This is a genomic window from Rhizobium sp. SG741 (genome assembly GCF_012275435.1).
In the GTDB taxonomy this organism is placed as follows: Bacteria; Pseudomonadota; Alphaproteobacteria; order Rhizobiales; family Rhizobiaceae; genus Rhizobium; species Rhizobium lusitanum.
Map to the genome: position 1 here is coordinate 238,292 of NZ_JAAZQP010000009.1, position 23,953 is coordinate 262,244.

Here is a 23,953-nt window from a genome sequence, read left to right on the forward strand (position 1 = left end):
GGACAACGTATGGCCCGTCTCCACTTGAAATTTCTCCCGCTTCGGGCAGGACGTTAGCCGTCAACCCAGCAAGCGAAATCGTGAGGGCCTACAACTTCGCTGCCGATCTGAAACAGTATCCCTCCGAAAGGCACTGTCCACGGCATTGGGCCGTAATTAAAGGCAAACGTCAAGGCACCTCGTTTACGCAACCTGATGTGATCAGGCAGCTCGATCATGGCGACGCCCTCAGCCTTCAGGTAGTCCGCAAAGATCTGCCTGAGAAAATCACCGTCAATCCAGGCACCCAGATAGGAGCAGTTGCGTTGAGTGACCATTGCCGCCGAGCCGTCCTCATAGGTGAGATCGGCGGGAAGATCGGTCTCCAGACGCTCGGCCCAGTGGGTTGCCACGCCGGACGCCTTGCTACCGGTGAGAGAGAGCGAAACACCCGGTCGCAGCGACGAAACCTCGCTAACTTTTACTGAGACGAGCGATTGGAGCGCTCCGGGCGGCAATTCCCAGGGAACCGCATGAGATGTTGTCTTCGATCCTGTTCGCGGCCCGAAAATGATATGAGCGGTCGTCGCCTTGAAAGCAGCTAGGCTGCGGTCATCGATGATCGGCAAACACGGCACGAGCACAAGCTTGTAGCCCGCCAACGATTGTCCGGGTGCGACCACGTCTACGTCGACACCGAGCCGCCGGGCTGCCTCATACCACGCATGAAGCAGTAGCTTGTAGTTGAAGTCGTCACCCTGGGGCTGGATCCGGGTGATCCATGACGCTTCATAATCGAGGACGATCGCCACCTCCGCTCGCTCGACCGGGGGCAGATCGCCCATTACCTCTATTTCTCGCGCTACCTGCGCCACCTCCAGGCCGCCCGGAGACGGCTGTCGGTCGGGGCGCTGCAGGCCGGCGTGCATCTGTTCCTGCGCATAAGGCAACTGCCGCCAGCGGAAATAGCTGACGACTTCGGCCCCATGCGCGAAGGCCTCCCAGGTCCATAGACGCACCATGCCATTGGCAGGCGCCGGATTCCAGTGGGCCCAGTTCACGGGGCCGGGCTGCTGCTCCATGATCCAGAAGCGATCGTTGCGGATGCCACGGTAGAGATCGTGATGAAACGCCGAGAAATCCGGATGGGAGGTGTTGTACCAGCGCACCCGCTCGGCTTCGGGCAGTGGGAAATGCTCGACCTTGCCCAGGGGATAAGAATCCCAGCTGCAGAAATCTAGCGATTCAGCGAGCTTGAAATGATCGAAATTGTGAAAGAAGCCCATGAAGTTATGGGTTATGAAACGGTCGGGTGAATGCTTGCGGATGATCGCCGCCTGAAGCGCACAATACTCCGCCAGGCTGTCCGAGGCGTAGCGCCAGAAATCCAGGCGGGCCGCCGGGTTGGTCTCGGAGACTGCGCCGACCGGTGGAATGACCTCGTCAAAGGAATTGACTTCCATGGACCAAAAGACGTTTCCCCAGTCCTCGTTGAGCCTCTGCGGCGACTGATAGCGCTGGCTGAGCCAGTTGCGGAATCCGGCGGCATCTTCCGGTCCGTAGGAGAGGACGGTATCGTCACCGCCGAACTCGTTGTCGATCTGCCAGCCGACGACGGCCGGATGTCGGCCATAGCGTGCGGCCACCACCTCGACGATCCGTCGCGTTTCGCTCAGCCATTGCTCGCTGGCCGGCGTGTAGTGCCGCCGCGATCCGAACAGCCGCGCCTTACCGTCCTCGCCGACGGGCAGGACATCCGGATAGAGATCGACCAGCCATTTCGGCGCCGCAGCCGTCGGCGTGCCGAGAACGATCTTCAGACCTTCGGCGGCCAAAATCTCTATAGCCCGATCAAGCCAGTCCCAGTCGTAGCGTCCCTGTTCCGGCTCCATGCGGCTCCAGGCGAACTCGCCGATGCGCACGTAGCGGATGCCAATTTCGCGCATTTGCCGCGCGTCCTCCGGCCACCATTCCTCATTCCAATGTTCTGGGTAGTAACAAACGCCTAGCATGGACAAATTCCTGGGTAGTAAACGCGTTATTGTATGGAGTTGCGGACCAGCGCCGTGCCGCTGCTGTCGAATATCTGACAGTTGCCGGGGGTCAATCCGATTGCCATCGTTTCTCCGGTCCGGATCCGGTTGACGCCGTTGGTGCGCACCGTGATCGGCGTGCCCTCGACTGTCCTCAGGCTGAGCAAGGTATCGGATCCTAGATGCTCGACTAGTTCGACAACGCCCTGCATGACGGCGCTGGCTGCGCTGGCCTCGACGAAGTGCTCCGGACGCACGGCAAACGTCACCGCATCGCCGGCGGCAGCCCGTGCACCGTTTAGCGGCATGGCCATCAAGACCTCCGAGGGTAACCGAACGTAGGCAACATCGGCTTCTATTCTTTCGATCACCGTCGGAAAGCTGTTGATCTTGGGCGAGCCGAGAAATTGCGCCACGAACAGGTTGTCGGGGTTGAGATAGAGATCGAGCGGCGAACCGACCTGCTCGATCTGGCCGCGATTGAGCACGACGATCTTGTCAGCCATCGTCATCGCCTCGACCTGGTCGTGGGTGACATAGATCATCGTCGAGCCGAGCTCCTTGTGCAGCCGCAGAATCTCGATGCGCATCTCATGCCTTAGTGCCGCATCGAGGTTGGATAGCGGCTCGTCGAACAGGAAGACGCTCGGATCGCGGACGATCGCCCGGCCGATGGCGACGCGCTGGCGCTGGCCGCCGGAAAGCTGGGCGGGCTTGCGGTCGAGCAGCGGCTCCAGATGCAGCATTCTGGCCGCCCGGGAAAGCTTGTCGGCGATCTCCGCCTTAGCAACCTTGGCCATCCGCATCCCGAAGGTGATGTTCTCTGCCACCGTCATATGCGGATAGAGCGCATAGGACTGGAAGACCATGGCGATGCCGCGATTGGCAGAGTCGACATCGGTCATATTCACGCCATCGATCGTCAGGCTTCCGCCCGTCATGGTTTCGAGACCCGCGACCAGACGTAGCAGCGTAGACTTGCCGCAGCCGGAAGGGCCGACGAAAACGACGAACTCGCCATTATCGATGGTAAGATCGATGGCATCGATGACGCGGGTCTTGCCAAAGTCCTTGGAGACCTTCTCCAGTGTCACGTAGGCCATTGCGTTGGTGTTCCTCTAAATTAGCCCTTGGTCGCGCCGAATGTCAGGCCTGCTATGAACTGGCGCTGCATCAGGAAAAAGACGATGACGGGTGGCATCGCTGCCAGCAGCGAACCGGCCGAGACCAGATGCCAGGTGGTTGTCCAGGTTTCGCGCAACGCCTGCAGGCCTGCTGTCACCGGCCGGGCGGAATCCGATTGCACGAGCACCAGCGACCAGAAGAAATCGTTCCAGACGAAAGTGAAGACCAATACGAACAAGGCGGCCATGGCCGGGCGCACCAGCGGCACGATGACATGCCAGAAGATCTTGAATTCGCCGACGCCCTCGACCCGCGCCGCCTCGATCAATTCATCGGGCAGTTCGGCGATGAAGTTGCGCATAAATAGAGTGCAGAAGCCCGTCTGGAAGGCGATATGGAACAGGATCAGTGCCCATATGGTGTCATAGACGGGGATGACATGGATCGACAGATCTCGGACAGGGATCATTAACATCTGGAACGGCACGAAGTTGCCGGTGATGAAAAGCGCTAGCAACGCCGTGCTGCCAGGAAAGCGATATTTGCTGAGCGCGAAGCCTGCCATCGTCGCCAGTGCGATGGCACCGCAGACGGATACCAGCGTGATGACGGTGCTGTTCAAGAGAAAGCGCAGCATTGGCGATGAAGTGAAGACCTTGCGGTAATTCTCGACGAACATCGTCTCGGTCGGCCAGCCCCAATAATTGCCGGCGTTGAGATCCTGGACGGAGCGTATTGATGTCAATGCCACGGCGATGATCGGCAGAATCCAGATGATCAGGCCGATCCACACAGCGATGTGGTAGCCGGCCCGTGCCTTGGCCGACGCGTTGGTGATGGGAGCAGGAAACATCGGCGCTACCTCTTGTTGCTGGGCAGTGAGCGCAGCAGATAGATGACGACGCAGACATCCATCAGCAGAAAAAGGCAGGTGGCGATAGCCGCACCATAACCGATGCGCAGCGCGCCGAATGTCTGCTCATACATGTAATAGGCGAGCACCGTCGAAGAATCGTAGGGTCCGCCGCCGGTCATCACCGAGACCAGATCGAAGGATCGTAGCGCGCCGACGACCGAGACGATGACGGCGATCGAGGTCGCCGGCAGCAATTGCGGCAAGACGATATGCCACAACAGCTTCAAGCCCTTGACGCCTTCCATTCGCGCCGCCTCGATCAATTCCGGATTGATGGCCGTCAGGCCCGTGAGATAGAGGATCATGCAATAGGCGACCTGCGGCCAGAGACCGGCCGCGATGATGGCGAAGGTCGAGAACCTCTCGTCTTCGAGCAGGGCGATCTTCGGCAGGTCGAGGGCGGTCAGGATATGGTTCAGCAGGCCGAATTCGGCATTGAAGAACCAGCCGAACATCAGGCCGACGACGACCTGGCTGATGACGAACGGCATGAAGTATAGCGACTTGACGAAGCGCATTGCCAGCCCCGCCTGGTTCAGAAACAGCGCTAGAGCCAGGCCAAAGGCAGGTGCGAACAGAAAGGCGACGAGCCAGTAGATATTGTTCTTCAGCGCCGTCCAGAAGACCGGATCGTCGCGGAACAACTCGACGTAATTGTCCAGCCCGACAAAGCGGTTCTCGCCGATCCCGTCCCAGTCATGCAGGCTTAGCCACAGGCTTTCCAGCACTGGCCAGATGACGAAAATCCCGAACATGATCAAGGCAGGGGCGACGAACAGCGGCGGAGCGAGCCGTCGCTGATAGCGCTTCCATAGGCTTGGTGCGAAGGTGTTCGTGGACACATTGCTTACCATCGCAGGCTTATTCCTTGCATGCTCAGTTCGGGTATGCGCGTTTGGCGGCACGATCTATGTTCTGCAGGATGCGGCCAAGACGATCCGGGTGGACCAGAAACTCCTGGAAGCCGGTCATCGCGATCGTGGAGACGGCATCGGCGGTGTCTCGGTCGATAAACTGGGCATAGGACTGTGCGCCGGAAGCCAGCGACGCGCTTTCCTGCAGCAGGCGGTTTTCCGGCGGTTTTGCCTTCGGGTTGGCAGGGAGGATGTGATAGGCTTGCGTCATCTGCATCTGGACGTCGGCCTGGCCGAGATAGGCCAGGAATTTCTTGGCGTCCGGGATGTTCTTTGCCTTGGCTGGAATATGGTAGGTCTCGATCGGCGCATCCTCGGCGCGCGGCACGGTCGGGTCGATCGTTGGGAAACTCATCGCTTCCGTCACCGGCTCTGATTCGGGCGTCAGGCTGTCGATCAGATAGTTGCCCATCAGCATCATCGCTGCCTGGCCCTGGTTCATCATTGCCAGCCCTTCGCGCCAGGCGAGATTGGTGTGATTTTCAGCAAAGCAGTTGGCATCGACCATCTTCTTCCAGTCAGCAAACACTGTCTTGACCTTGTCGTCGGTCCAGCTGACCTTGCCGTTCATCAGATCCATATGAAAGGCGTAGCCGTTTTGCCTGAGGTCGATATAGTCGAACCAGCCGGCGAGCGGCCAGGGGGCTTTCGATCCCAGCGCCACCGGCGTAATGCCCTTGGCACGAAAGACCTTGCAGCTGGCGACGAGGTCGTCGAAGGTCTTGAACGGGGCGACTCCAGCGGCGGCAAATACATCCTTGCGGTAATAGATGGCCCAGGTCGAATAGGAAGTCGGCATGCCGTACTGCTTGCCATCGACACTGATCGAATCCACCATGCCCGGACCAAATTCCGCCTTCACCTGTGGCGTCCAGATATCGCTGACATCGGCGAGCAGGCCGGGCTTCACGAACTGGGCCATCTTGTTTCCGGCATACCACTTGATGATGTCCGGCGGACTTGTCGTCAGCCAGTTGCGGATGGCGGTCTTGTTGCTTTCCTCATCGTAGAAGTTCACCTCCACCTTGATGTCCGGATTGGCCTTCTCGAAGGAGGCGACAGCGCCGTTGACGGCATCGCGATCGGGAGCGCTGGCAACAGACGCATTGAGGACGACCGTTCCGGCAAAGGCAGAGGATGCCGCCAGAGCGCTCGTACCGAGAAGCAGGCAAGCCAAGGAATGGGAAAGCTTCATGAATCGGTCTCGCTGGTTAGGACGATGAAGTGGTGAAAAAAACATCACACTTCACCTCTATATAAATTTTGTGCATATGGTCGTCGCGGTTTGGTATAATTTATTCTTGGATAGTTGGATCTCCATATATGACAGTGAGGCGCAAGGCTCCATTCGGCGTTGCCGAAGATCGATTTTCGGCCGATCGGCGGGAATTGGTGCTCCCCATGGCAAAGCCGCACGCCCACAATCAAATCGAGATCAATTATCTCTACGCTGGTGCAGTTACCTATCTCTACAACGGCAAGATGGTGGAGGTGACGGAAGATGATTTCGTCTTTTTCTGGGGCGCGATTCCGCACCAGGCCATTGCTGTGAAGCCGCACAGTCGCTTCGTATGCATTTATGTGCCACTCGAAATGTTCATGTTCGCTCCGTTCAGTCCGGAGTTGAAATCAGCCATTCTGGCCGGTGGCTTCATCAAGATCGGCGAACGCCTGCCCATGGATGACGCCCTGATGCGGCAAATTCGCTTTGAACTGCAGACCAGCGATCCGTTCTTGTCCGAGCTTAACTATCGTCACCTGGAATTGCGCCTCAGACGCGCCGATACAAAAGGGTGGATCAACCTGGTTGACATCTCGCCTTCGCACGCCTCGTCGCCGGGCAACACGCACCGGAAGATCATCGAAATGACCCGTTACATCAGCGAGCGATCCGATTCTGCATTGACGGTGGCCGCGATTGCCGACGCGGTGTCGCTGCATCCGAAATATGCCATGACCTTGTTTCATAAATCGCTTGGGATGACGATCACACAATACCTCACCCGGCGAAGGCTTGTAACAGCACAAAGACTGCTGGTTACTAGCGAGAAGAACGCCGCAGCAATTGCCTATGAGTCGGGCTTCGGCTCCGTCAGCCGTTTCTATGCTGTTTTTCGCGACCAGATCGGGATGTCCCCGCGGGAATTCCAGGATGTTTATGATCAGAAGGGGGTATCGTCGTGATAGTGAGCAATTTCACCGGCCCCATAGGGGATTACTATCCGTCTTCTCTAGAAACGCGTGTCATGCCCTCGCGATGGCAACCACTTGGTTAAATGTCCGTGTTTGATGCTTCAATCTCTACCCCGCGGCGCTGAACAGATGGGTTGTGAAATATTCACCGCTTATTGCCTGTAAGGCTCAGCGCCGGAAATCTGCAACCAGCAGCTCCTGGCGGATGGACGAGACCTATATCCACGTCAAAGGCCGGTGGACCTATTTCTATCGTGCTGTCGACAAATTCGGCAAAACCCTCGATTTTATGCTGTCTGAGCACCGTGACGAGGTTGCGGCCAGCGCCTTCTTCGCTCGCATGATCGAGAACAAGGGGTGGCCCGAAAAGGTCGTCATCGACAAGAGCGAGACTAATCTGGCAGGCTTGCAAAACATGAACTGGATGCTGCTGTTGCAGGGATGGTTCTGGCTGATCGAGCAAGACCACCGGTTTATCAAGAAGCTGACCCGCCCGATGAAGGGCTTCAAATTTTTTCAGTCTGCGTCAGCGGCACTGGATGGTATCGAGGTGGCCCACATGATCCGCAAGCGGCAATTTTCAACCAATGGCCAATTCGCACTTAAGCAATTCACCGCGCTCGCTGCATAACTGTGCCCAGCGATAGCGTTTCTACGACCTTCCCAAGAGTTTGCGACAAAACCCACAAGCAGCTCTTCAACATCGAAGGCGACGGACAGCCTCACAGCCCAGCCGGCTCGGCACAGCCGAACAGGATTGCTTGGCTCATCTGCCGGTAGCGTGCGGTGATATCCTCAGGCGATGGTGCGAAAAAGCTTTGATTGGTTCCACGGGCGCCGTCGCAAAGCAGTTGCACCACGGTCTCGACCGAAATTGGGGGCCGAAGCGTCAATTGGCCATTTGCCATGATCTGTTGGAGTAATGCAGCGAAATCGGCCTGGAAAACTGTTGCAGCTTCGACCATCTCCGGACGACATAGGCGAAACGCGTAGTCATTGACTTCGAGCGCGAAGGGTGAAAGCACCAATTTTCTTCTCGTATCGCCATATCGAACATCAAGTACCGCTGTGACGATATCAAGCACGTCGGCGCCAGCCGAAAACAGCCTTGTGCCTTCACTAAGACTGCCTTGCCGGGTCCGTTGGTTGTTTTGGCGAACCATTGCCTGGAAGGCTTCTTCCTTGCTGCTGAAGTGATGATAGAGGCCTCGGCGCGTAATATTACAATATTTTGCCAGTTTGCTCATTGTCATGGCTTCATAGCCATGATCGAGAAAACTCTGGGTAATATTGGAAACCAGGACTTCGTAAGCCGACATGCAAAGCGCTTTCAACGATTCTCTCGGGTCAATCTATAAGATGCGTCGTGAATATGGAGCAAGAACAGCGAGCATTCCGTACGCGGCTGACGGTCCCTTTGAGGATTGTTGATAGTCATGCAAAGTTCTCGTCGGAGCAATCGAGTGAGCAGCCTGACGATCCTGATCTTCAAACCTTGTCTCAATAGGGTCGATTTTCATGCCGCGCGTGCTGCTGTGTTGTCCGGCTCAAGCTTGTAGTTGAAGATGGCTACCAGCGCCAAAGCCGACGAGACGATAAGAGCGGCAGTCGATACGACGCTGAGTGCGACGCCGATCTTGCTCGGATCCCCAAGCATGTCCTGGCTGAGAAACCCGACCAATGTGGGGCCGACGCCCATACCGACAAGCGTCACAATCAGGATGCCGACTGCGCTTGAGATGCCACGCATGCGTGATGGCGTGATGTCCTGAAGTGCGGGAGGACCGTTCGCAACAATGATTGTGGATAGGAATGTTGCGATGGCTATCAGGAAAAGCGCGGCGTTGAGGGTCGAAGCAAAGGGCATTGCCGCGGTGAACAGCGCCGCAATCAGCGCCGCGCCGCACATAAGGATGGGGCGAGCGGCTGCAATGCCGCGTCGAACCAGGCTATCGCCAAGTATAGCGCCAAAAATCAGCCCCGATACACTCGAGGCAATGAAGAGTGGCCCAAGGCTAAAGCCGACGGCGATGGGCTGCATGTGAAAGGTGCGGATCAACACAGTGGGAACCCATGCGCTGTAGCTATAGGCTTGGGTCGCCGCAAAGGCCAGGCAGAAATAAAGGCTCGCGAGTTCTACCCGATTATCCAAGAAATAGGCGCGGATCTCGACCGTGCCCGGTATAGGGCCCGGAGTAGCTCCGGAATGCTTGCGGGGTTCTTTAAGGCTTGCAGCCCAAAGGGCGACAGCGATGCCCGGCAGTCCGATGAAGACAAATACCATCTGCCATATGTGCTGCATGCCGGGCAGTACGAAGACGTTTCCTGCGCTCGACAATTCATGAAGAACCGTCGCTGCCAAAACGAGGGATAGACCGGCTCCGATGAACGCGCCTGTGCTGTAAATGCTTATTGCGAGTCCGCGCCGGCGGGTGGGGAATAAATCGCTGATCAGGGAATAGGCGGCGGGTGTGAGGGCCGCTTCTCCCAATGCGACACCCGTCCGGCACAGTAAAAGAGCTCCGAAACTGCCTGCAAAGCCACAAGCGGCTGTCATGATGCTCCAGAGTGCTATTCCAACGGCGGCAATCCGCACACGGTTTCCGGTATCAACCCAGCGACCCAGCGGCAATCCGGCGGTTGCCAGAACAATGGCGAAGGTGAAACCCTGCAGGAGGCCGATCTGCAGATCTGTCAGGTGAAGGTCCTGTCTCAGCGGCTCCGCCAGGAGACCAAGTATTTGCCGGTCGAGATAAGACAAGGTGGAGGCGATGGTCAGAACACCCAAGGTGTAGGACGGATTAATCGGTCTTGGTAAGGGCATTCGCTCAGGTCCTCTCGGCAAACCGGTGGTTTGGCGACGACGTGAAGCGCGCTTTAGAATTCTCCGCCTCAGCGCGCGAGCACCATTCGACACCGGTCGATTTCTCAGATTGCAATAATATGAGAAACATTCTCGTTGACAAGTGACGGGCGATCCGGCATTTACTTCTCATATTTTGATAATGTGAGAAGTTTTTTAATCGTCGCCAAAGAATTGCGGGTCGGCGCAGCGCTCCTGGTCAGCAAGTGGACCGGAACGATCTGACGAGGGCTTTTGGTGGTTTCGTTGGCGGATGCGCTAGCCGGAGATCGCATTCTTGGGGCAGATAGTAGAATTTCCGGAGGCATTTCCACCTCTTGCAGGCGAGGGAACAAACGATCTGCCGTGGGATAGCGTGAGCGACATGATTTCGCGCGTTGCCTTCCCGTCTGCGGTTTTTTTCCTGGCTTCGGCGATGTTCGAGGCTCATAAGCAATCACCGCGATCCGCAGCGCTGTTTGCAACACAGCAGCGTTGGCTCCTAAGCCACGCCGCAGTCGCCCACTTTTTTCGCCCCATCGGCGATGTAGAGCCGGGTCTCAGCCGTAGAAGCCTTGGCCTCCTGGCAACCTTCCTAGGTCTCGCGAGCCGCAATACAGCCTATACCTTCTTTGATGAATCGATGAAGTATGGCGTCATTCAAGCGATCGACAGTCAGATCGCTGGGCATCGTCGAGAGGCCAAACCATCGCTTGATTCCCTCTCTCTCCTCGCGCTCTGGTACAATCTGCATTTCCAGGCGCTCGATCTGCTCGATGGCGGACAAAGACACGTGCAATTCTCCACGCAATGGGAGAGCTTGCTTCCGTTGATCCAGCCGGTTGTGGCGAATGCTCTGTTCTTCACTCCCGAAGTGCGCACGCCAGGACCGCTCTACAGGATCTTCAGCTGGATCGATTCGGGTGGCTGGGTGATGGACCGGCTGATCGCAGGTGTCGATCAGCAAAGCTTCCCGGGACCGGAACGATATCTCACGGACGTCAACTCCATTGCATATCTGGCCCGAGCGACCGGTCTTTCGAGCGCGCATACAAGCCGCAAGATCTCGGAAGCTCAAGCGATCGGAGGACTTGGCTGGGCTGGACGGCCGGGACATTCGCCGATGTGGATTTCGCGCGGCTTCTACGACGAATATGCGGCGTTTCAGGCGCAAAAGCTGCTGATCCTCGATGGCGCGTTCGCGAACGCTTTAGGCAGTGGCTCAACGGTTTCTCGAGGAGCCCACAATTGCGAATAAGACGGTCTGTCTTCCTTGGCGTCTGCCGACATTCGCCTGCGGAAACTCCTCAAGATCTCCCAAGTCAAAAATGGATGCTGACCTCCACAGCCAACTTTATTAGTCCTGCTGCGGGAAGGGGTTGTGCTGGAAATTTTCGACCATTCCTTGCGGAATTCCTTCGAACAAGCCTGCGTACGCTGAGATTGAGGTTCATTTTGACTTTCGGATACCGTTTTTCCCGATACTGGGGACTGGCCGCGAGCGTTGCAGTGATGGCGCCGGCATGCTTTGCCTTTGCGCAGACGGCGTCGCAGGTGACGCCGCAAAGCTTCGAGCCACAGTTGCAGAAGCAGAACAGCGGCATCGTCATTCCCGAAGCGTCCGGTCCGGTCGCGCCCAAAGGGGCGGAGAAGCTCACCGTCCGACTGAAGGCCGTCAAGGTCGAAGGCGGGCTTCCAGGCTTTGCCGAGGATGAAGCGCACCTGAAGAAGAACCTGACTGGCAGCCCTGTGACGGCGGCCGCCCTCTTCGAGGCGGCGGGTCAGCTCGAGCGGGCCTATGGCGCCAAGGGATACGGCCTGGTGCGTGTGGTGCTGCCGGCGCAGCGGCTGATCGATGGCGCGACCTTGCGCATCGTTGTCATCAACGGCTTCGTCGAAAGCATCGACACCTCGCATCTTCCCGACAATATCCGCGAACGCATTGCGAAAATGTTGTCGCCGCTGGTGGGCGAGAAGGGGATGTCCAACGATGAGATCGAGCGTCGGCTGCTATTGGCCGGCGATCTGCCGGGCACGGTCCTGCGTTCGACGCTGTCGCGCGGCACGAAGCCCGGTGGCAGCGTGCTGACGATCGAGGCTCGCTACAAGCCGGTCACGGGCTTCGTCTCGGGCGACAACAATTCCACCGACGCGCTCGGCAAATACAACACCGGCGTCGGTCTGGACTTCAATTCCGTGTTCGGCTTCGGCGAGCTCTTCTATCTGAGAGCCTCTGGTGCGCCGCGTTTCGGCGGTGACGAAGGCTATTTCACCGGCGCGCCGCGCAACCGGTCCTTGGCCGGCGGTGTAACCCTGCCGATCGGCATCGACGGGCTGACGCTGAACCTTGAAGCCACCGGCTCGCGCACGACGCCGGAGGCGAGCGCATCCGGGCTGCAGTTCATGTCGGACTTCACCCGCTATTCGGCACGGCTTGCCTACCCGCTGATCCGCTCGCGCGAGTTCACATTCAACCTCAATGGCGGCTTCGATGCGCAGGACGAAGAACTGCAGCTTCTCAACGGCGGCGGCGCAACACTGTCGAAGGATCGGCTGCGCATCCTGCGCACGGGCGCGGATTTTTCCTGGTATGTATCCGGCGATGCGCTTGTCAGCGCCGGCCTGACTGGGTCTTTCGGCATCAACGGGCTTGGCGCACGCAGCGCGGCCGACGCCAATGGCAGCGGCACACCCTTGTCGCGCCAAGGCGCGGACGCCGATTTCCAGAAGGCCGAGGTCAATCTCGGCTATCGCCAGCCGATCGCCGAGCATCTGGTCCTCGATCTCCGCGCAAAGGCGCAGACCTCCTTCGGCCAGCCGCTGCTCAATTCCGAGCAGATCGGCCTCGTCTCCTCCTCGGGTCTGTCGAGCTTCCCGACCGGCTCGATGCAGGGCGATTCAGGCTTCGTGCTGCGCGCCGAGGCGCAGTTCCCTTTCATTGCCAGCTTCACCTTGCCGTTCGGCTGGCCGGAATTCCCGGCGCAGCAGGGAACCAGTCTGCCGGATGGAACGACCACGGCCGGCGGCGTGGTGGTTTCGCCTTACCTGTTCGGCGCCTATGGCGGCGTCAAGCTCTACCAGCCGACGGCGCTGGAAAGTGGCTTCTCGCGCGGCGCGGCCTATGGCCTCGGCCTGCGGCTGGCGGCGGCCGAGCAGGCGAGCTTCAACAGCACCAACGTCAATCTTGAATATGGCCGTGTCGAGCACTTCGGCGATGGCTCCAACGACAACCGCTTCACCGTTTCGGCGGCGTTTCAGTTTTAGGATAGCAGCGATGACCCCACAGACGAACCGCCGGACGTTTAGCAATGGAGTGCTTTCGCACAGAACCCGGACGCACAAGGTCCGGCTCGTCGCGCTTCTGGCGTCGACGGCGCTTGCCCACGCGACGGTGGCGCCGGCTCAGTCCCTGCCTTCAGGCGGGCAGGTGGCAGCAGGTAGTGCCACGATCGGGACGCCATCGGCCGGCGCCTTGACCATCAACCAGACGAGCGGCAGCGCCGTCGTCAATTGGAAGAGCTTCAATGTCGGCAAGGCCAATCGCGTCACCTTCGTCCAGCCCGATGCCAATGCCGCCATCCTCAATCGCGTGACCGGTGAGACAAGCTCGACCATATCAGGCCAGATCAATGCTAATGGCCAGGTCTATCTGATCAATCCGAACGGCATTGCGATCACCAGTTCAGGCACGGTCAAGGCAGGCGCCTTCGTCGCCTCGACGCTCGGCATCTCCGATGACGACTTCATGGGCGGCAAGAGGAGCTTTACTGGTAATGGCGCCTCTGCCCCGGTGACGAATGCCGGTGCCATCACCATCAATCGCGGCGGCTACATGGCGCTCATCGGCGGCACGGTCGCCAATGCCGGTGTCATCACCGTGCCGATGGGCAAGGCGGCCTTGGGATCCGGCGAACAGGCAACGCTTGATCTGTCCGGCGACGGCTTCCTGCAGGTGGCGGTGCCGACCAAGGCCGGCGGCAGTGGGGCGCTGGTCGACAACAGCGGCAAGATTTCTGCCAGAGGCGGCACGGTGCAGCTCACCGCCGCCGCGGCCAAGGACATGGCGCGGCAGGCGGTCAACATGTCGGGCACGATCGAGGCCAACGGCGTTTCCGGCAAGAGCGGCGATATCACGCTCACCGGCGGCGACGGCGAAGTGGCGGTTTCGGGTACGCTCGATGCCGGCAATGCCGCCGGTAAGGGCGGCAAAGTCACCGTGACGGGCCGGTCGATCAAGCTTGCCTCCGCCAGGGTCAACGCGTCCGGCAAGACCGGCGGCGGTACGGTCAATATCGGCGGCGAGCGTCAGGGGAAGGGCCCGCTGCAGCAGGCCGAGACGCTTGATGTCGACGCCCATACCGTCATCAATGCCGATGCAGTCACCACGGGCAATGGCGGCGATGTCGTGCTGTGGTCGGACGACCTGACGAACTTTGCCGGCACGATCACGGCCAAGGGTGGCGCAATCTCGGGCAATGGCGGCGAGGCCGAGGTATCGGGCAAGGCGAAGCTTTCCTATACCGGTCTCACCGATCTGACGGCAGCGCATGGTTCCTTCGGCAATCTGCTGCTCGACCCCTACAATGTGACGATCTCGACGGGGACAGGCAGCAACACGGATGGCGGCTTTAACGCCACCGGCAACGACAGCGTCATCAATGTCAACACGCTGACCAACGCGCTCGCGACCGCCAACGTCACGGTCACGACGGGTGGTTTTGGCAGCGCCGGATCGCAGGCCGGAGACATCACGGTAGCCGCTCCGATTGTTTGGTCCAGCGGCTCGACGCTGACGCTTAGCGCCTATCGCAATATCGCCGTCAATGCTGCCATTACCAATACCGGCGGTGCCAATGTCAACCTGCGCGCCGACAACAGTGGCCTTGGCAGCGGCACCGTGTCGTTCGGCACGAGTATCCAGGTGTCGACCGCGGGCGCGGTGAACATCTATTACAATCCGACCAGCAACCCGGCCACGGGAACACCGTCGGTCAACGCTACGAGCTACATGACGGCGACCGATTACAGCGGCTATGTCACAGGCGGCGGTGCGCTGAGCGCCTATATGCTGGTCAACAATGTCTATGACCTGCAGAACGTCAACAACAACCTGTCAGGAACTTACGCGCTCGGACGCGACATCGACGCCAGCGTGACAGCGGGCTGGAACAGCGGCGCCGGCTTCAAGCCGATCGGCACGCTGTCGATGAACGCCAGCTACGCTTATTCGGGAACACCTTTCTATGGCGTCTTCGATGGACAGAATTACGCGATTTCAAACCTGACGATCAATCGTCCGTCGACCAACGTTACTGGTCTGTTTACGGGCAACAGCGGCCAGATCAGGAATTTCGGCGTCACCAGCGGATCGATCACCGGCAATATCTATGTTGGCGGGCTTGTCGGCCAGAACTACGGCAACATCATCAACTCTTTCTCGGGCGCCAGTGTCTCGGGCTATCGGTATTCCGGCGGACTGGTTGCCGACCACGAGGGCGGCGTCATCCGATCGTCCTACGCCACCGGAGACGTGAGCAATACCCTCCGCGGCCAGGGCTCCGGCGGCGACAGCGCTGGCGGCCTCGTCGGCTACAACCGCGCGGCCGTCGTCGGCTCCTATGCGACCGGCAACGTATACGCCCAAGGGGGTATGGCGGGCGGTCTTGTCGGCCAGAATATCGGATCGATCTCGCAAAGCTATGCGACCGGAAGCGTCACCGCCATTTATGCGGGCGGCCTCGTCGGCACGCAGGTGGGCTCGATCACGCAAAGCTACGCGACCGGCCCTGTTAACGGCAGTTACGCCCCACAGAGCGGCGGGCTGATCGCCTACGAGGGCGCACCGGGCTCGAATGTCACCAATTCCTATTGGGATACCCAGACCACTGGCCAAAGTTCGGGCATGGGCGGCAGCACGAACGGAACCTTCCAGGCCACCGGCCTGACGACGGCCCAGTTCGCCAATTCGGCCAATATGCCCGGCCTCACCTTCGGCACCACCCCTGGTGCCTCCGGCTTCGTCATCGTCGACCCCGACGGCACGTTCAACAATGCTTCCGGGGTGAATGGCGCGACGCGGCCATTCTTGCTGAGCGAGTATTCCACCAGCATCGCCAACGCGCATCAGCTGCAGTTGATCTCCCTGGCGCCATCAGCGTCCTACACGCTGATGCGGAACATCGACCTGTCCGCGGCGCTCGGCAGCAGTTCCGGCAACTGGTTCACGTCCAACGTGCTCGGCGACGGCTATGGCTTCGTCCCGATTGGCGGCTCCGGGCACATCCCATTCCTCGGTACGTTCGACGGTGGCGGCCACGCCATCTCGAATCTGTCGATCAGCCGTTACGACTACAGCGGCCTGTTCGGCTATATCGGTACAGGCGGAACGATTCAGAACGTGGGCGTCGTGAACGGGACGGTGGCGGGAGGGTATTTCGTGGGCATGGTTGCCGGCCAGAACGAAGGCACCATCACCAACGTCTATTCGACCGGCACGGTCTCTGGATCTAAGTATGTGGGTGGCTTGGTCGGGTTCGACGCCAACACCATCTCGCGGAGCTATTCCTTGGCCGCGGTGACCGCCCCCTTTTATGCGGGTGGTCTGGTTGGCCAGGAAAACGGGACGATCAGCCAGTCCTATGCCGGTGGTTCGGTCAGCGGCCAGCAGTTTGTCGGCGGCCTCGTAGGCCTCAGTGGTGCCTCGGCGACTATCAGCGATGCCTATGCGAGCGGCGCCGTCACAGGCACCAGCCCTGGTACGAATGTCGGCGGTCTTGTCGGCTACAACTTTGGCACAATCACCCGCACCTACGCCACCGGCGCCGTCACCGGCTCCTCCGCCGTGGGTGGGCTGGTCGGCTACAACAATGGATCGATTGCCAATTCATTCTGGGATACGACGACAACCGGTTTGTCCCAGGGCTACGGCAGTAACTCGGGCACGTTCAACGCCGCCGGCCTGACCACCGCCCAGCTGCAGGATCTGTCGAGCTATTCGTCCACCTATACCGGTTGGGATTTTCAGAACGTCTGGGCGCCGCCGAACCAGGTCGGCCAGAACAACGGCGCCACCGTTGCGCACTATCCGGAGCTCTATGCTTTCCTCACGGTGCTGACCATCGCGCCGAACGCCGTCACCCGCAACTACGGCGACACCAACCCGGCGCTGACGGCGACCTATTACGGCAACCTGAGGCCTGGAGACAGCTTCGCATCCCTGGCCAGCCTGTTCACGTCGGCAGGCCAATTCTCCAATGTCGGCGACTACGCCATTACCGCGTCCGGCGCGTCGGTGACGAGCCCTTCGGGCAACGCCTACCGCCTGGTCTATATTCCGGGCACTCTGACGGTGAACGGACGCCCGCTGACGGTCACGGCCGACGCGAAGACCCGGGTCTATGGCGACACCGCCGATCCGACGCTGACCTATCAGATCACCGGCGGCAGCCTGCTGAACGGCGACCAGCTCACCGGCAACCTGACCACGCTGGCCAGCTCGACCATCGGCGTCGGCAACTACGCGATCAACCAGGGCACGCTCGGCAATTCCAACTACGCCATCACCTATGTCAGCGCCAACGAGACCATCACCGCACGGCAGATCACGGTGGCCGCCGATGCGACATCGCGCGCCTATGGAGACGTGAATCCGACCTTCACCTACATGGTCGGCGGCGCGGGTCTGGTCAACGGTGACACCCTCTCCGGGTCGCTGGCGACGTTGGCAACAGGGACATCTGGCGTCGGCAACTACCTGATTACGCAGGGAACGCTAGGCAATCCCAATTATTCGATCACCAGCTATACCGGCAACGATCTCCAGATCACGCCGCGACAGGTCACGGTGACCGCCGATCAGACATCGCGGTATTATGGCGACAGCAATCCGACGCTGACCTATAGCGTCGGCGGCGCAGGTCTCGTCAACGGTGACAGCTTCAGTGGATCGCTCCACACGATGGCGACCGTGGGTTCCGGAGTCGGCAATTACGGCATCACGCAGGGGACGCTGTTCAACAGCAATTACACCATCACCTCCTACACCGGCACCAATCTCATCGTGAGCCAGCGGCCGATCACGATCACCGCCGACGCGAAGTCGCGTTATTACGGGGATGCCAATCCAGCCTTGACGTATTCGGTTAGTGGTCCGGGTCTGGTCAACGGCGATACGCTCTCCGGCTCTCTGACGACATTGGCGGCAGCGACGTCCGATGTCGGCGCCTATGGCATAGCGCAGGGATCACTCGGCGCGTCGTTGAACTACTCGGTATCCTATGTGGCGGCAAACCTCTCGGTGACACCGCGGCCCATCGCGGTGACGGCGAATGCGCAAAGCAAGGTTTATGGCAATGCCGATCCGATGCTGACCTATACAGTCGGCGGGAATGGCCTGGTCAACGGCGACACGCTGTCGGGATTGCTGAGCCGTACCGCGGGTGAGAACGTGATCGGCGGTGGCTATGCCATCGGCCAGGGCAACGTCACCAATACCAACAACCCGAACTACGCCATCAGCTATACCGGAAACACTCTGACCGTGACGCCGCTAATGCTGACCATCACTCCCAACAGCGGACAGTCCAAGACCTACGGCAACGCCGACCCGACATTTACCTATGTCGCAAGCGGACAAGTGGTGAATCCGACGCTCGGAATTGACGACAGCGGGCTCGCCTTGACCGGCACGCTGGGACGCGCGGTTGGCGAGACGGTGGCCGGCGGTCCCTACGCATATACACTCAATACTCTGTCTGCCGGCGGAAATTACACGTTGGCGATGGCGACAAGCCCGGCCACGTTCACCATCAACCCGGCGACTCTGACTTATCTGGCAAATACCGCGACACGCCAGTATGGCTCCACCAATCCGCCGCTGTCGGGCACCGTGACCGGCTATGTCAACGGAGATACGGCGGCGACGGCCGTTACCGGCAGCATGACCTTCACCAGTAATGCCACCGGCGCATCCGGCGTCGGCGACTACGGCATCACGGGTTCGGGGCTGACGGCCAACAACGGCAACTACGTGTTCGCACAGGACACCGGCAACGCCACCGCGCTGTCGGTCACGCCACGCAGCATCACGGTGTTGGCGAACGCGCAGAGTAAGGTCTACGGTGCGGCCGATCCAGCGTTGACCTATACGGTCGGCGGCAACGGCTTGGTGAACGGCGATACGCTCTCAGGATTGCTCAGCCGCACTGCCGGTGAGAACGTGATCGGCGGCGGCTATGCCATCGGCCAAGGCAGCGTCAACAATATCAACAACCCGAACTACGCCATCAGCTATACCGGCAACACCTTGACCATTACCCCGGCGACCCTGACCTATGTGGCCGGTGCGGCTGCCCGGCAATATGGCGATGCGAACCCGGCGCTGTCAGGTATCTTGAGCGGCTTCGTCAACGGCGATACCCAGGCGACGGCCGTCAACGGCACCCTGACATTCGCGACCAGCGTCACCACCACCTCCGGTGTCGGCACCTATGCCATCACCGGTACGGGACTGACCGTTAACAACGGCAATTATGTGTTTGCCCAATCCCCTGGGAACCTCACCGCGCTCTCGATCACGCCGCGCGCCATCACCGTGACGGCGGACGCGCAGAGCCAGGCCTATGGCGACGCCAGCCCGGCCCTCAGCTATGCTATCGGCGGCGGCGGTCTCGTCAACGGCGATACGCTGTCCGGCAGCCTCGCTTCACTGGCGACGGCAACCAGCAATGTCGGCGGTTATGCCATCACTCAGGGTTCGCTCGCGGCATCGTCAAACTACGCGCTAACCTTTAGCGATGCGACACTGACCGTAGTGCCGCGCGCTATCACGGTGACCGCCGACGGCGTACACCGTACCTATGGCGATGCCAATCCGGGCCTCACCTATACCGTCGGTGGGAGCGGCCTCGTCAATGGCGATGCGCTTTCAGGGGCGCTGGCCACCTCCGCGACGACGGCGTCAGGGATCGGCAACTACGGCATCACGCTCGGCACGCTTGCTAACTCGAACTACAACATCAGCTTTACCGGTGCCGACCTGGCAATCAGCCCTCGGGCGCTGACGGTGACGGCGGATGCGAAATCGAAGACCTACGGCGATGCAAACCCGGCGCTGACCTATACAACCTCAGGCTTGGTCAACAACGACACGCTCTCCGGATCGCTTGTGACTTCAGCAGGACAATATTCCGGCGTGGGCGGCTACGGGATCACTCTCGGCAGCCTTGGCAACGCCAATTACGCGATCACCTATAATGCGGCCAACCTGACGGTCACTCCGCGTGCGATAACGGTGACGGCGGATGCGAAGTCGAAGACCTATGGCGATGCAAACCCGGCGCTGACTTATACAACCTCGGGCCTGGTCAACGGCGACATGCTCTCCGGATCGCTTTCGACCGCGGCTGGGCAATATTCGAATGTGGGCGGCTACGGGATCACTCTCGGTGGCCTCGGCAATGCCAATTACGCTATCACCTATAATGCGGCTAACCTGACGGTCACTCCGCGTGCGATGACGGTAACGGCGGATGCGAAGTCTAAGACCTATGGCGATGCAAACCCGGCGCTGACTTATACAACCTCGGGCCTGGTCAATGGCGACACGCTCTCCGGATCGCTTTCGACCGCGGCTGGGCAATATTCGAATGTGGGCGGCTACGGGATCACTCTCGGTGGCCTCGGCAATGCCAATTACGCGATCACTTATAATGCCGCCAACCTGACGATCACTCCGCGTGCGCTAGCCGTTACGGCGGATGCGCTGTCGAGAGCCTATGGTGATGCCAATCCGACGCTGACCTACACGACCTCGGGCCTGGTCAACAACGACACGCTCTCCGGCTCGCTTTCGACATCAGCAGGGCAATATTCCGACGTCGGCGCCTATGCGATTGCCCAGGGTACACTGGCCAATGCAAACTACGCCATTGGCTATACGGGCGCCAACCTGACGGTCACCCCGCGTGCGCTGACAGTGACGGCGGATACGCTGTCGAAGATCTATGGCGATGCCAATCCGACGCTGACCTATACCACGACCGGTCTGGTCAATGGTGACACGCTGTCCGGATCCCTCGTGACCACGGCGGGGCAATATGCCAATGTCGGCAGCTACGCCATCACCGACTCCTTCTCGGCGTCAAGCAATTACGCGCTGACCTATGTTGGAGCCAATCTGAGCGTGAATCGACGCGCGATCACGGTCACGGCGGATACGCTGTCGAAGACCTATGGCGATGCAAACCCGGCGCTGACCTACACAGTCGGAGGAGCGGGCCTGGTCAATGGCGACATGCTGTCCGGATCACTTTCGACCATGGCGGGGCAGTATTCTAACGTCGGTAGCTACGCCATCACCGGCTCCTTCTCGGCGTCAAGCAATTACGCGCTAACCTATGTCGGAGCCAACCTCAGCGTGAACCGACGCGCGATCACGGTGACGGCGGATACGCTGTCGAAGACCTATGGCGATGCCAATCCGATGCTGACCTATGCTGCGACAGGCCTGCTGAATGGTGACACGCTCTCCGGTTCGCTTTCGACCACGGCGGGGCAATATTCCGATGTCGGTGCCTATGCGATCACGCAAGGGTCGCTGGCCAACGCCAATTACGCAATCAGCTACATGGGCGCAGACCTCACGGTGAACCAGCGTGCCATTGCGGTCGCCGCCGACTCACTTAGCCGCCGCTATGGCCTCGCCAATCCGGCACTGACCTATACAGTCGGGGGTGCGGGCCTGGTCAACGGCGACAGGCTTTCGGGAGGGCTCGCCACGTCCGCGACCGGTCTCAGCGAGCCGGGTGCCTATGCGATCACCCAGGGCACGCTGCTGGCGTCCGCCAATTATCGCATGAACTTCGTTCCAGGCGTGCTGACCGTGGAAAAGGCCGCCAACCCCGAACCAGGCACACAGGCAAGCTCCGTGATGCCGAGCTTCGATGCCGGCCGCTTTGCGCCGATCCGGCCGGTCTCCGACAACGCCGAAACCGCGGATGGCAGCCACGACGTGATCACCGATCCACGCTTCGAGGGCACGTTCGTCTGCCTCGACAATGGCAACGGCTGCGTCTCGCTTCCGGGCCAGGCGACGCCGTAGCCACGATATACAATCCGCCGGACGCTGGCCGTCCGGCGGACTGAGCCGTCATGCACGGTCTGATCCCAACCATATGAAAGGAACCTATTCCAATGACCTCATCCCGCTATTTGCCGAAGGCTTCAGTGCTGGCGGCAATGCTCGCTCTCGTCGGCGGTACCGCCACCGCCGCTCCGCTGCCGGGCGGGGCCAGCTCGCTGGTCGAGACCTATGACGATTGGGGCGTCGTGTGCCAGATGCAGGCCAACGCTCCATCCTGCCTCGCCCGACAGGTCCAAACCAGCAATCAGATGAAGCAGACCGTCCTGGCTGTCGAGATCGGCAGGGCCTCCGACGGCAAGTTTCGGGGCACGCTGGTGCTGCCGCTCGGACTTGCGCTGCCCCAGGGTGCTCAGTTGAAGATCGACGACGCCGTTCTTGGCAATACTCTGCCGTTCTCGACCTGCCTGCCAGAAGGCTGCCTTGTGCCGCTGACCTTCGAAGCAGACACGATTGCAAAGCTCAGGACCGGCAAGGCGCTCAACGTCACCGTTTCCGCTGCCAGCCCGGCCCAACCGCTGGCCTTGGCCGTCTCGCTAAAGGGCCTTGCCGGCGCGCTCAATCGCATCGCCGACCTTACCAAATAGCGCTCCCACCCTCCGATGGCTGCAAGCATCTGGAAGTTCAGAATCATGGGAAGTCTGCTACAGCTGCCGGCGATAATCTCTAAAACGCCATCACGGATGCCGACGCATGGGGAGGGTATCAGACAAGATTGTATTGACTTTCAATTGCCTGACTGAGGACTCAGGGGGCGGAAAATGTGGGTCTTCGGTTCACCCGCCTTCAAGAGCCGCAATTCTGTTCTAGCGCTCATGCATTGCGTTCTCTGCCACTTCGACCAAAGGCGAAAAAACATGCTCCAGAATGCGCCGTCTACCCGTCCTAATTTCGCCCGTAACAGCCATGCCAGGCGGTAGGTTGATCGTCTGGCCGTCGGCGACGATCCAAATGCGTCAGCCCGCGCCCGCCCTCGGTAACCAGATAGGTTTCGGCTGACTTCAATCCGTGGACATTTGCCAGCGTCGCACCCGCTTCTGACCGGGCTGAGACGAAGAGGAAAGCTTGGTCGCGCTCGTGTTCGAGGATGAGCCCTACCCAGGCAGAGCATAGAACATAGTCCGTGTCGAAAATGACGATACTGTCTTCGTCTCGCTCACGAATCTATGTTGCTATTCGCAAATCACCTTTTCCATCTGGACCGCTCCTTGAGCAAGACCCACTAATTCTGTTGGGTCCCAAAGCTTCTCAGACCACCCAGCCTTCAGATAAAAGCCTACCGCGTCAGGGGCAGCATTAACGCGGAGAATGCGGACCCCGCGTCTTTTGGCCTCTGCCTCAATGAAATTGTTTAGCCTGAGACCGTATCCCTTTCGTTGTTTGTGCTGAACGATAGCAACAAGTCTCACTATGCCAGTTTCGCCCCGTTCATCCAGCCGCGCCACCCCGAGCGGCTCTTCGTTCTCAAACAGAAGGAAGGGTGTATTTCCATCGGCGCGATCATCCGGGTGGTTCTCATCGTAAGAGATCGAATGCCGACCCGGCGCAAACAGCACCTTTTGCCGAATGTCGTGCATCGCGCGCCAGTCGTCCGGTGTCATAACGGCTCTCAATTCATACGACATCGATCGTGCATCTCCCTTATCTTTCTCGGACCGTACCCCGTCAGCGCCTTTCTTGATAGATCATGGACCGGCGAAGCCACTGAGCAGCTTCAGCGGGTGGCGCGTTCCTCTCGACGTAGAGAATTCCGTGCCTTTGTTTGCATAGCCAGATCCCACGGGAAATCGCCCAAGAATGCATTGTACTCCC

At 59.7% G+C, this 23,953-nt stretch carries 13 protein-coding genes and 2 pseudogenes; 6 read left to right on the forward strand and 9 right to left on the reverse strand.

Annotated elements, in window-relative coordinates; all coding sequences use genetic code 11:
• Positions 1 to 53 precede the first annotated feature (53 nt).
• Genes FHT29_RS22930 through FHT29_RS22950 form a run of 5 tightly spaced genes read right to left on the reverse strand, consistent with a single transcriptional unit; the run spans position 54 to position 6,162 of the window.
• Positions 54 to 1,991 carry a beta-galactosidase gene (locus tag FHT29_RS22930; protein ID WP_047557266.1) on the reverse strand — a complete coding sequence of 646 codons (1,938 nt, stop codon included), beginning with the start codon at positions 1,989 to 1,991 and terminating at the stop codon, positions 54 to 56.
• 26 nt (positions 1,992 to 2,017) lie between these two features.
• Complete coding sequence (gene ugpC, locus FHT29_RS22935; protein WP_047557263.1) at positions 2,018 to 3,115, reverse strand: sn-glycerol-3-phosphate ABC transporter ATP-binding protein UgpC; 1,098 nt, start codon at positions 3,113 to 3,115, stop codon at positions 2,018 to 2,020.
• A gap of 20 nt (positions 3,116 to 3,135) precedes the next feature.
• Positions 3,136 to 3,990 carry a carbohydrate ABC transporter permease gene (locus FHT29_RS22940; protein WP_047557260.1) on the reverse strand — a complete coding sequence of 285 codons (855 nt, stop codon included), beginning with the start codon at positions 3,988 to 3,990 and terminating at the stop codon, positions 3,136 to 3,138.
• Between the two features lie 5 nt (positions 3,991 to 3,995).
• Positions 3,996 to 4,907: a sugar ABC transporter permease gene (locus FHT29_RS22945; protein WP_047557257.1), complete on the reverse strand. Its 912-nt coding sequence runs from the start codon at positions 4,905 to 4,907 to the stop codon at positions 3,996 to 3,998.
• Positions 4,908 to 4,929: 22 nt separating this feature from the next.
• A complete protein-coding gene (locus FHT29_RS22950) occupies positions 4,930 to 6,162 on the reverse strand; it encodes an extracellular solute-binding protein (RefSeq protein WP_047557255.1) in 1,233 nt (410 codons plus the stop codon).
• Between the two features lie 128 nt (positions 6,163 to 6,290).
• On the opposite strand from FHT29_RS22950, the gene FHT29_RS22955 reads away from it, so the two are divergent.
• Both FHT29_RS22955 and FHT29_RS22960 read left to right on the forward strand, forming a co-directional pair.
• Positions 6,291 to 7,151 (forward strand): helix-turn-helix domain-containing protein, encoded by an 861-nt coding sequence (locus tag FHT29_RS22955; protein WP_047557252.1) that lies wholly within the window; start codon positions 6,291 to 6,293, stop codon positions 7,149 to 7,151.
• A 124-nt stretch (positions 7,152 to 7,275) separates the two neighbouring features.
• Positions 7,276 to 7,791, forward strand: a pseudogene (locus FHT29_RS22960) (IS6 family transposase); the annotation flags it as partial.
• Between the two features lie 91 nt (positions 7,792 to 7,882).
• Here FHT29_RS22960 and FHT29_RS22965 read toward each other — a convergent pair.
• Both FHT29_RS22965 and FHT29_RS22970 read right to left on the reverse strand, forming a co-directional pair.
• A complete protein-coding gene (locus FHT29_RS22965; RefSeq protein WP_047557250.1) occupies positions 7,883 to 8,479 on the reverse strand; it encodes a TetR/AcrR family transcriptional regulator in 597 nt (198 codons plus the stop codon).
• Between the two features lie 197 nt (positions 8,480 to 8,676).
• Positions 8,677 to 9,984: an MFS transporter gene (locus FHT29_RS22970; RefSeq protein WP_246703080.1), complete on the reverse strand. Its 1,308-nt coding sequence runs from the start codon at positions 9,982 to 9,984 to the stop codon at positions 8,677 to 8,679.
• 316 nt (positions 9,985 to 10,300) lie between these two features.
• Between FHT29_RS22970 and FHT29_RS22975 the strand changes: the two genes are divergently transcribed.
• The 4 genes from FHT29_RS22975 (at position 10,301) to FHT29_RS22990 (ending at position 22,728) form a co-directional block, all read left to right on the forward strand.
• Entirely contained in the window at positions 10,301 to 11,260 is a 960-nt protein-coding gene (locus tag FHT29_RS22975; protein WP_168600165.1) for a hypothetical protein, read from the forward strand.
• A 197-nt stretch (positions 11,261 to 11,457) separates the two neighbouring features.
• Positions 11,458 to 13,266: a ShlB/FhaC/HecB family hemolysin secretion/activation protein gene (locus FHT29_RS22980; RefSeq protein WP_246703081.1), complete on the forward strand. Its 1,809-nt coding sequence runs from the start codon at positions 11,458 to 11,460 to the stop codon at positions 13,264 to 13,266.
• 10 nt (positions 13,267 to 13,276) lie between these two features.
• Positions 13,277 to 22,102, forward strand: coding sequence for an MBG domain-containing protein (locus FHT29_RS22985; protein WP_168600167.1), 8,826 nt, complete (start codon positions 13,277 to 13,279; stop codon positions 22,100 to 22,102).
• 92 nt (positions 22,103 to 22,194) lie between these two features.
• On the forward strand, positions 22,195 to 22,728 hold the full coding sequence (locus FHT29_RS22990) for an invasion associated locus B family protein (RefSeq protein ID WP_168600168.1): 534 nt from the start codon (positions 22,195 to 22,197) through the stop codon (positions 22,726 to 22,728).
• A gap of 219 nt (positions 22,729 to 22,947) precedes the next feature.
• Here FHT29_RS22990 and FHT29_RS34595 read toward each other — a convergent pair.
• Both FHT29_RS34595 and FHT29_RS22995 read right to left on the reverse strand, forming a co-directional pair.
• Positions 22,948 to 23,088: pseudogene (locus FHT29_RS34595) on the reverse strand (HlyD family type I secretion periplasmic adaptor subunit); the annotation flags it as partial.
• Positions 23,089 to 23,313: 225 nt separating this feature from the next.
• Positions 23,314 to 23,766, reverse strand: coding sequence for a GNAT family N-acetyltransferase (locus tag FHT29_RS22995; protein WP_246703082.1), 453 nt, complete (start codon positions 23,764 to 23,766; stop codon positions 23,314 to 23,316).
• Positions 23,767 to 23,953: the final 187 nt, after the last annotated feature.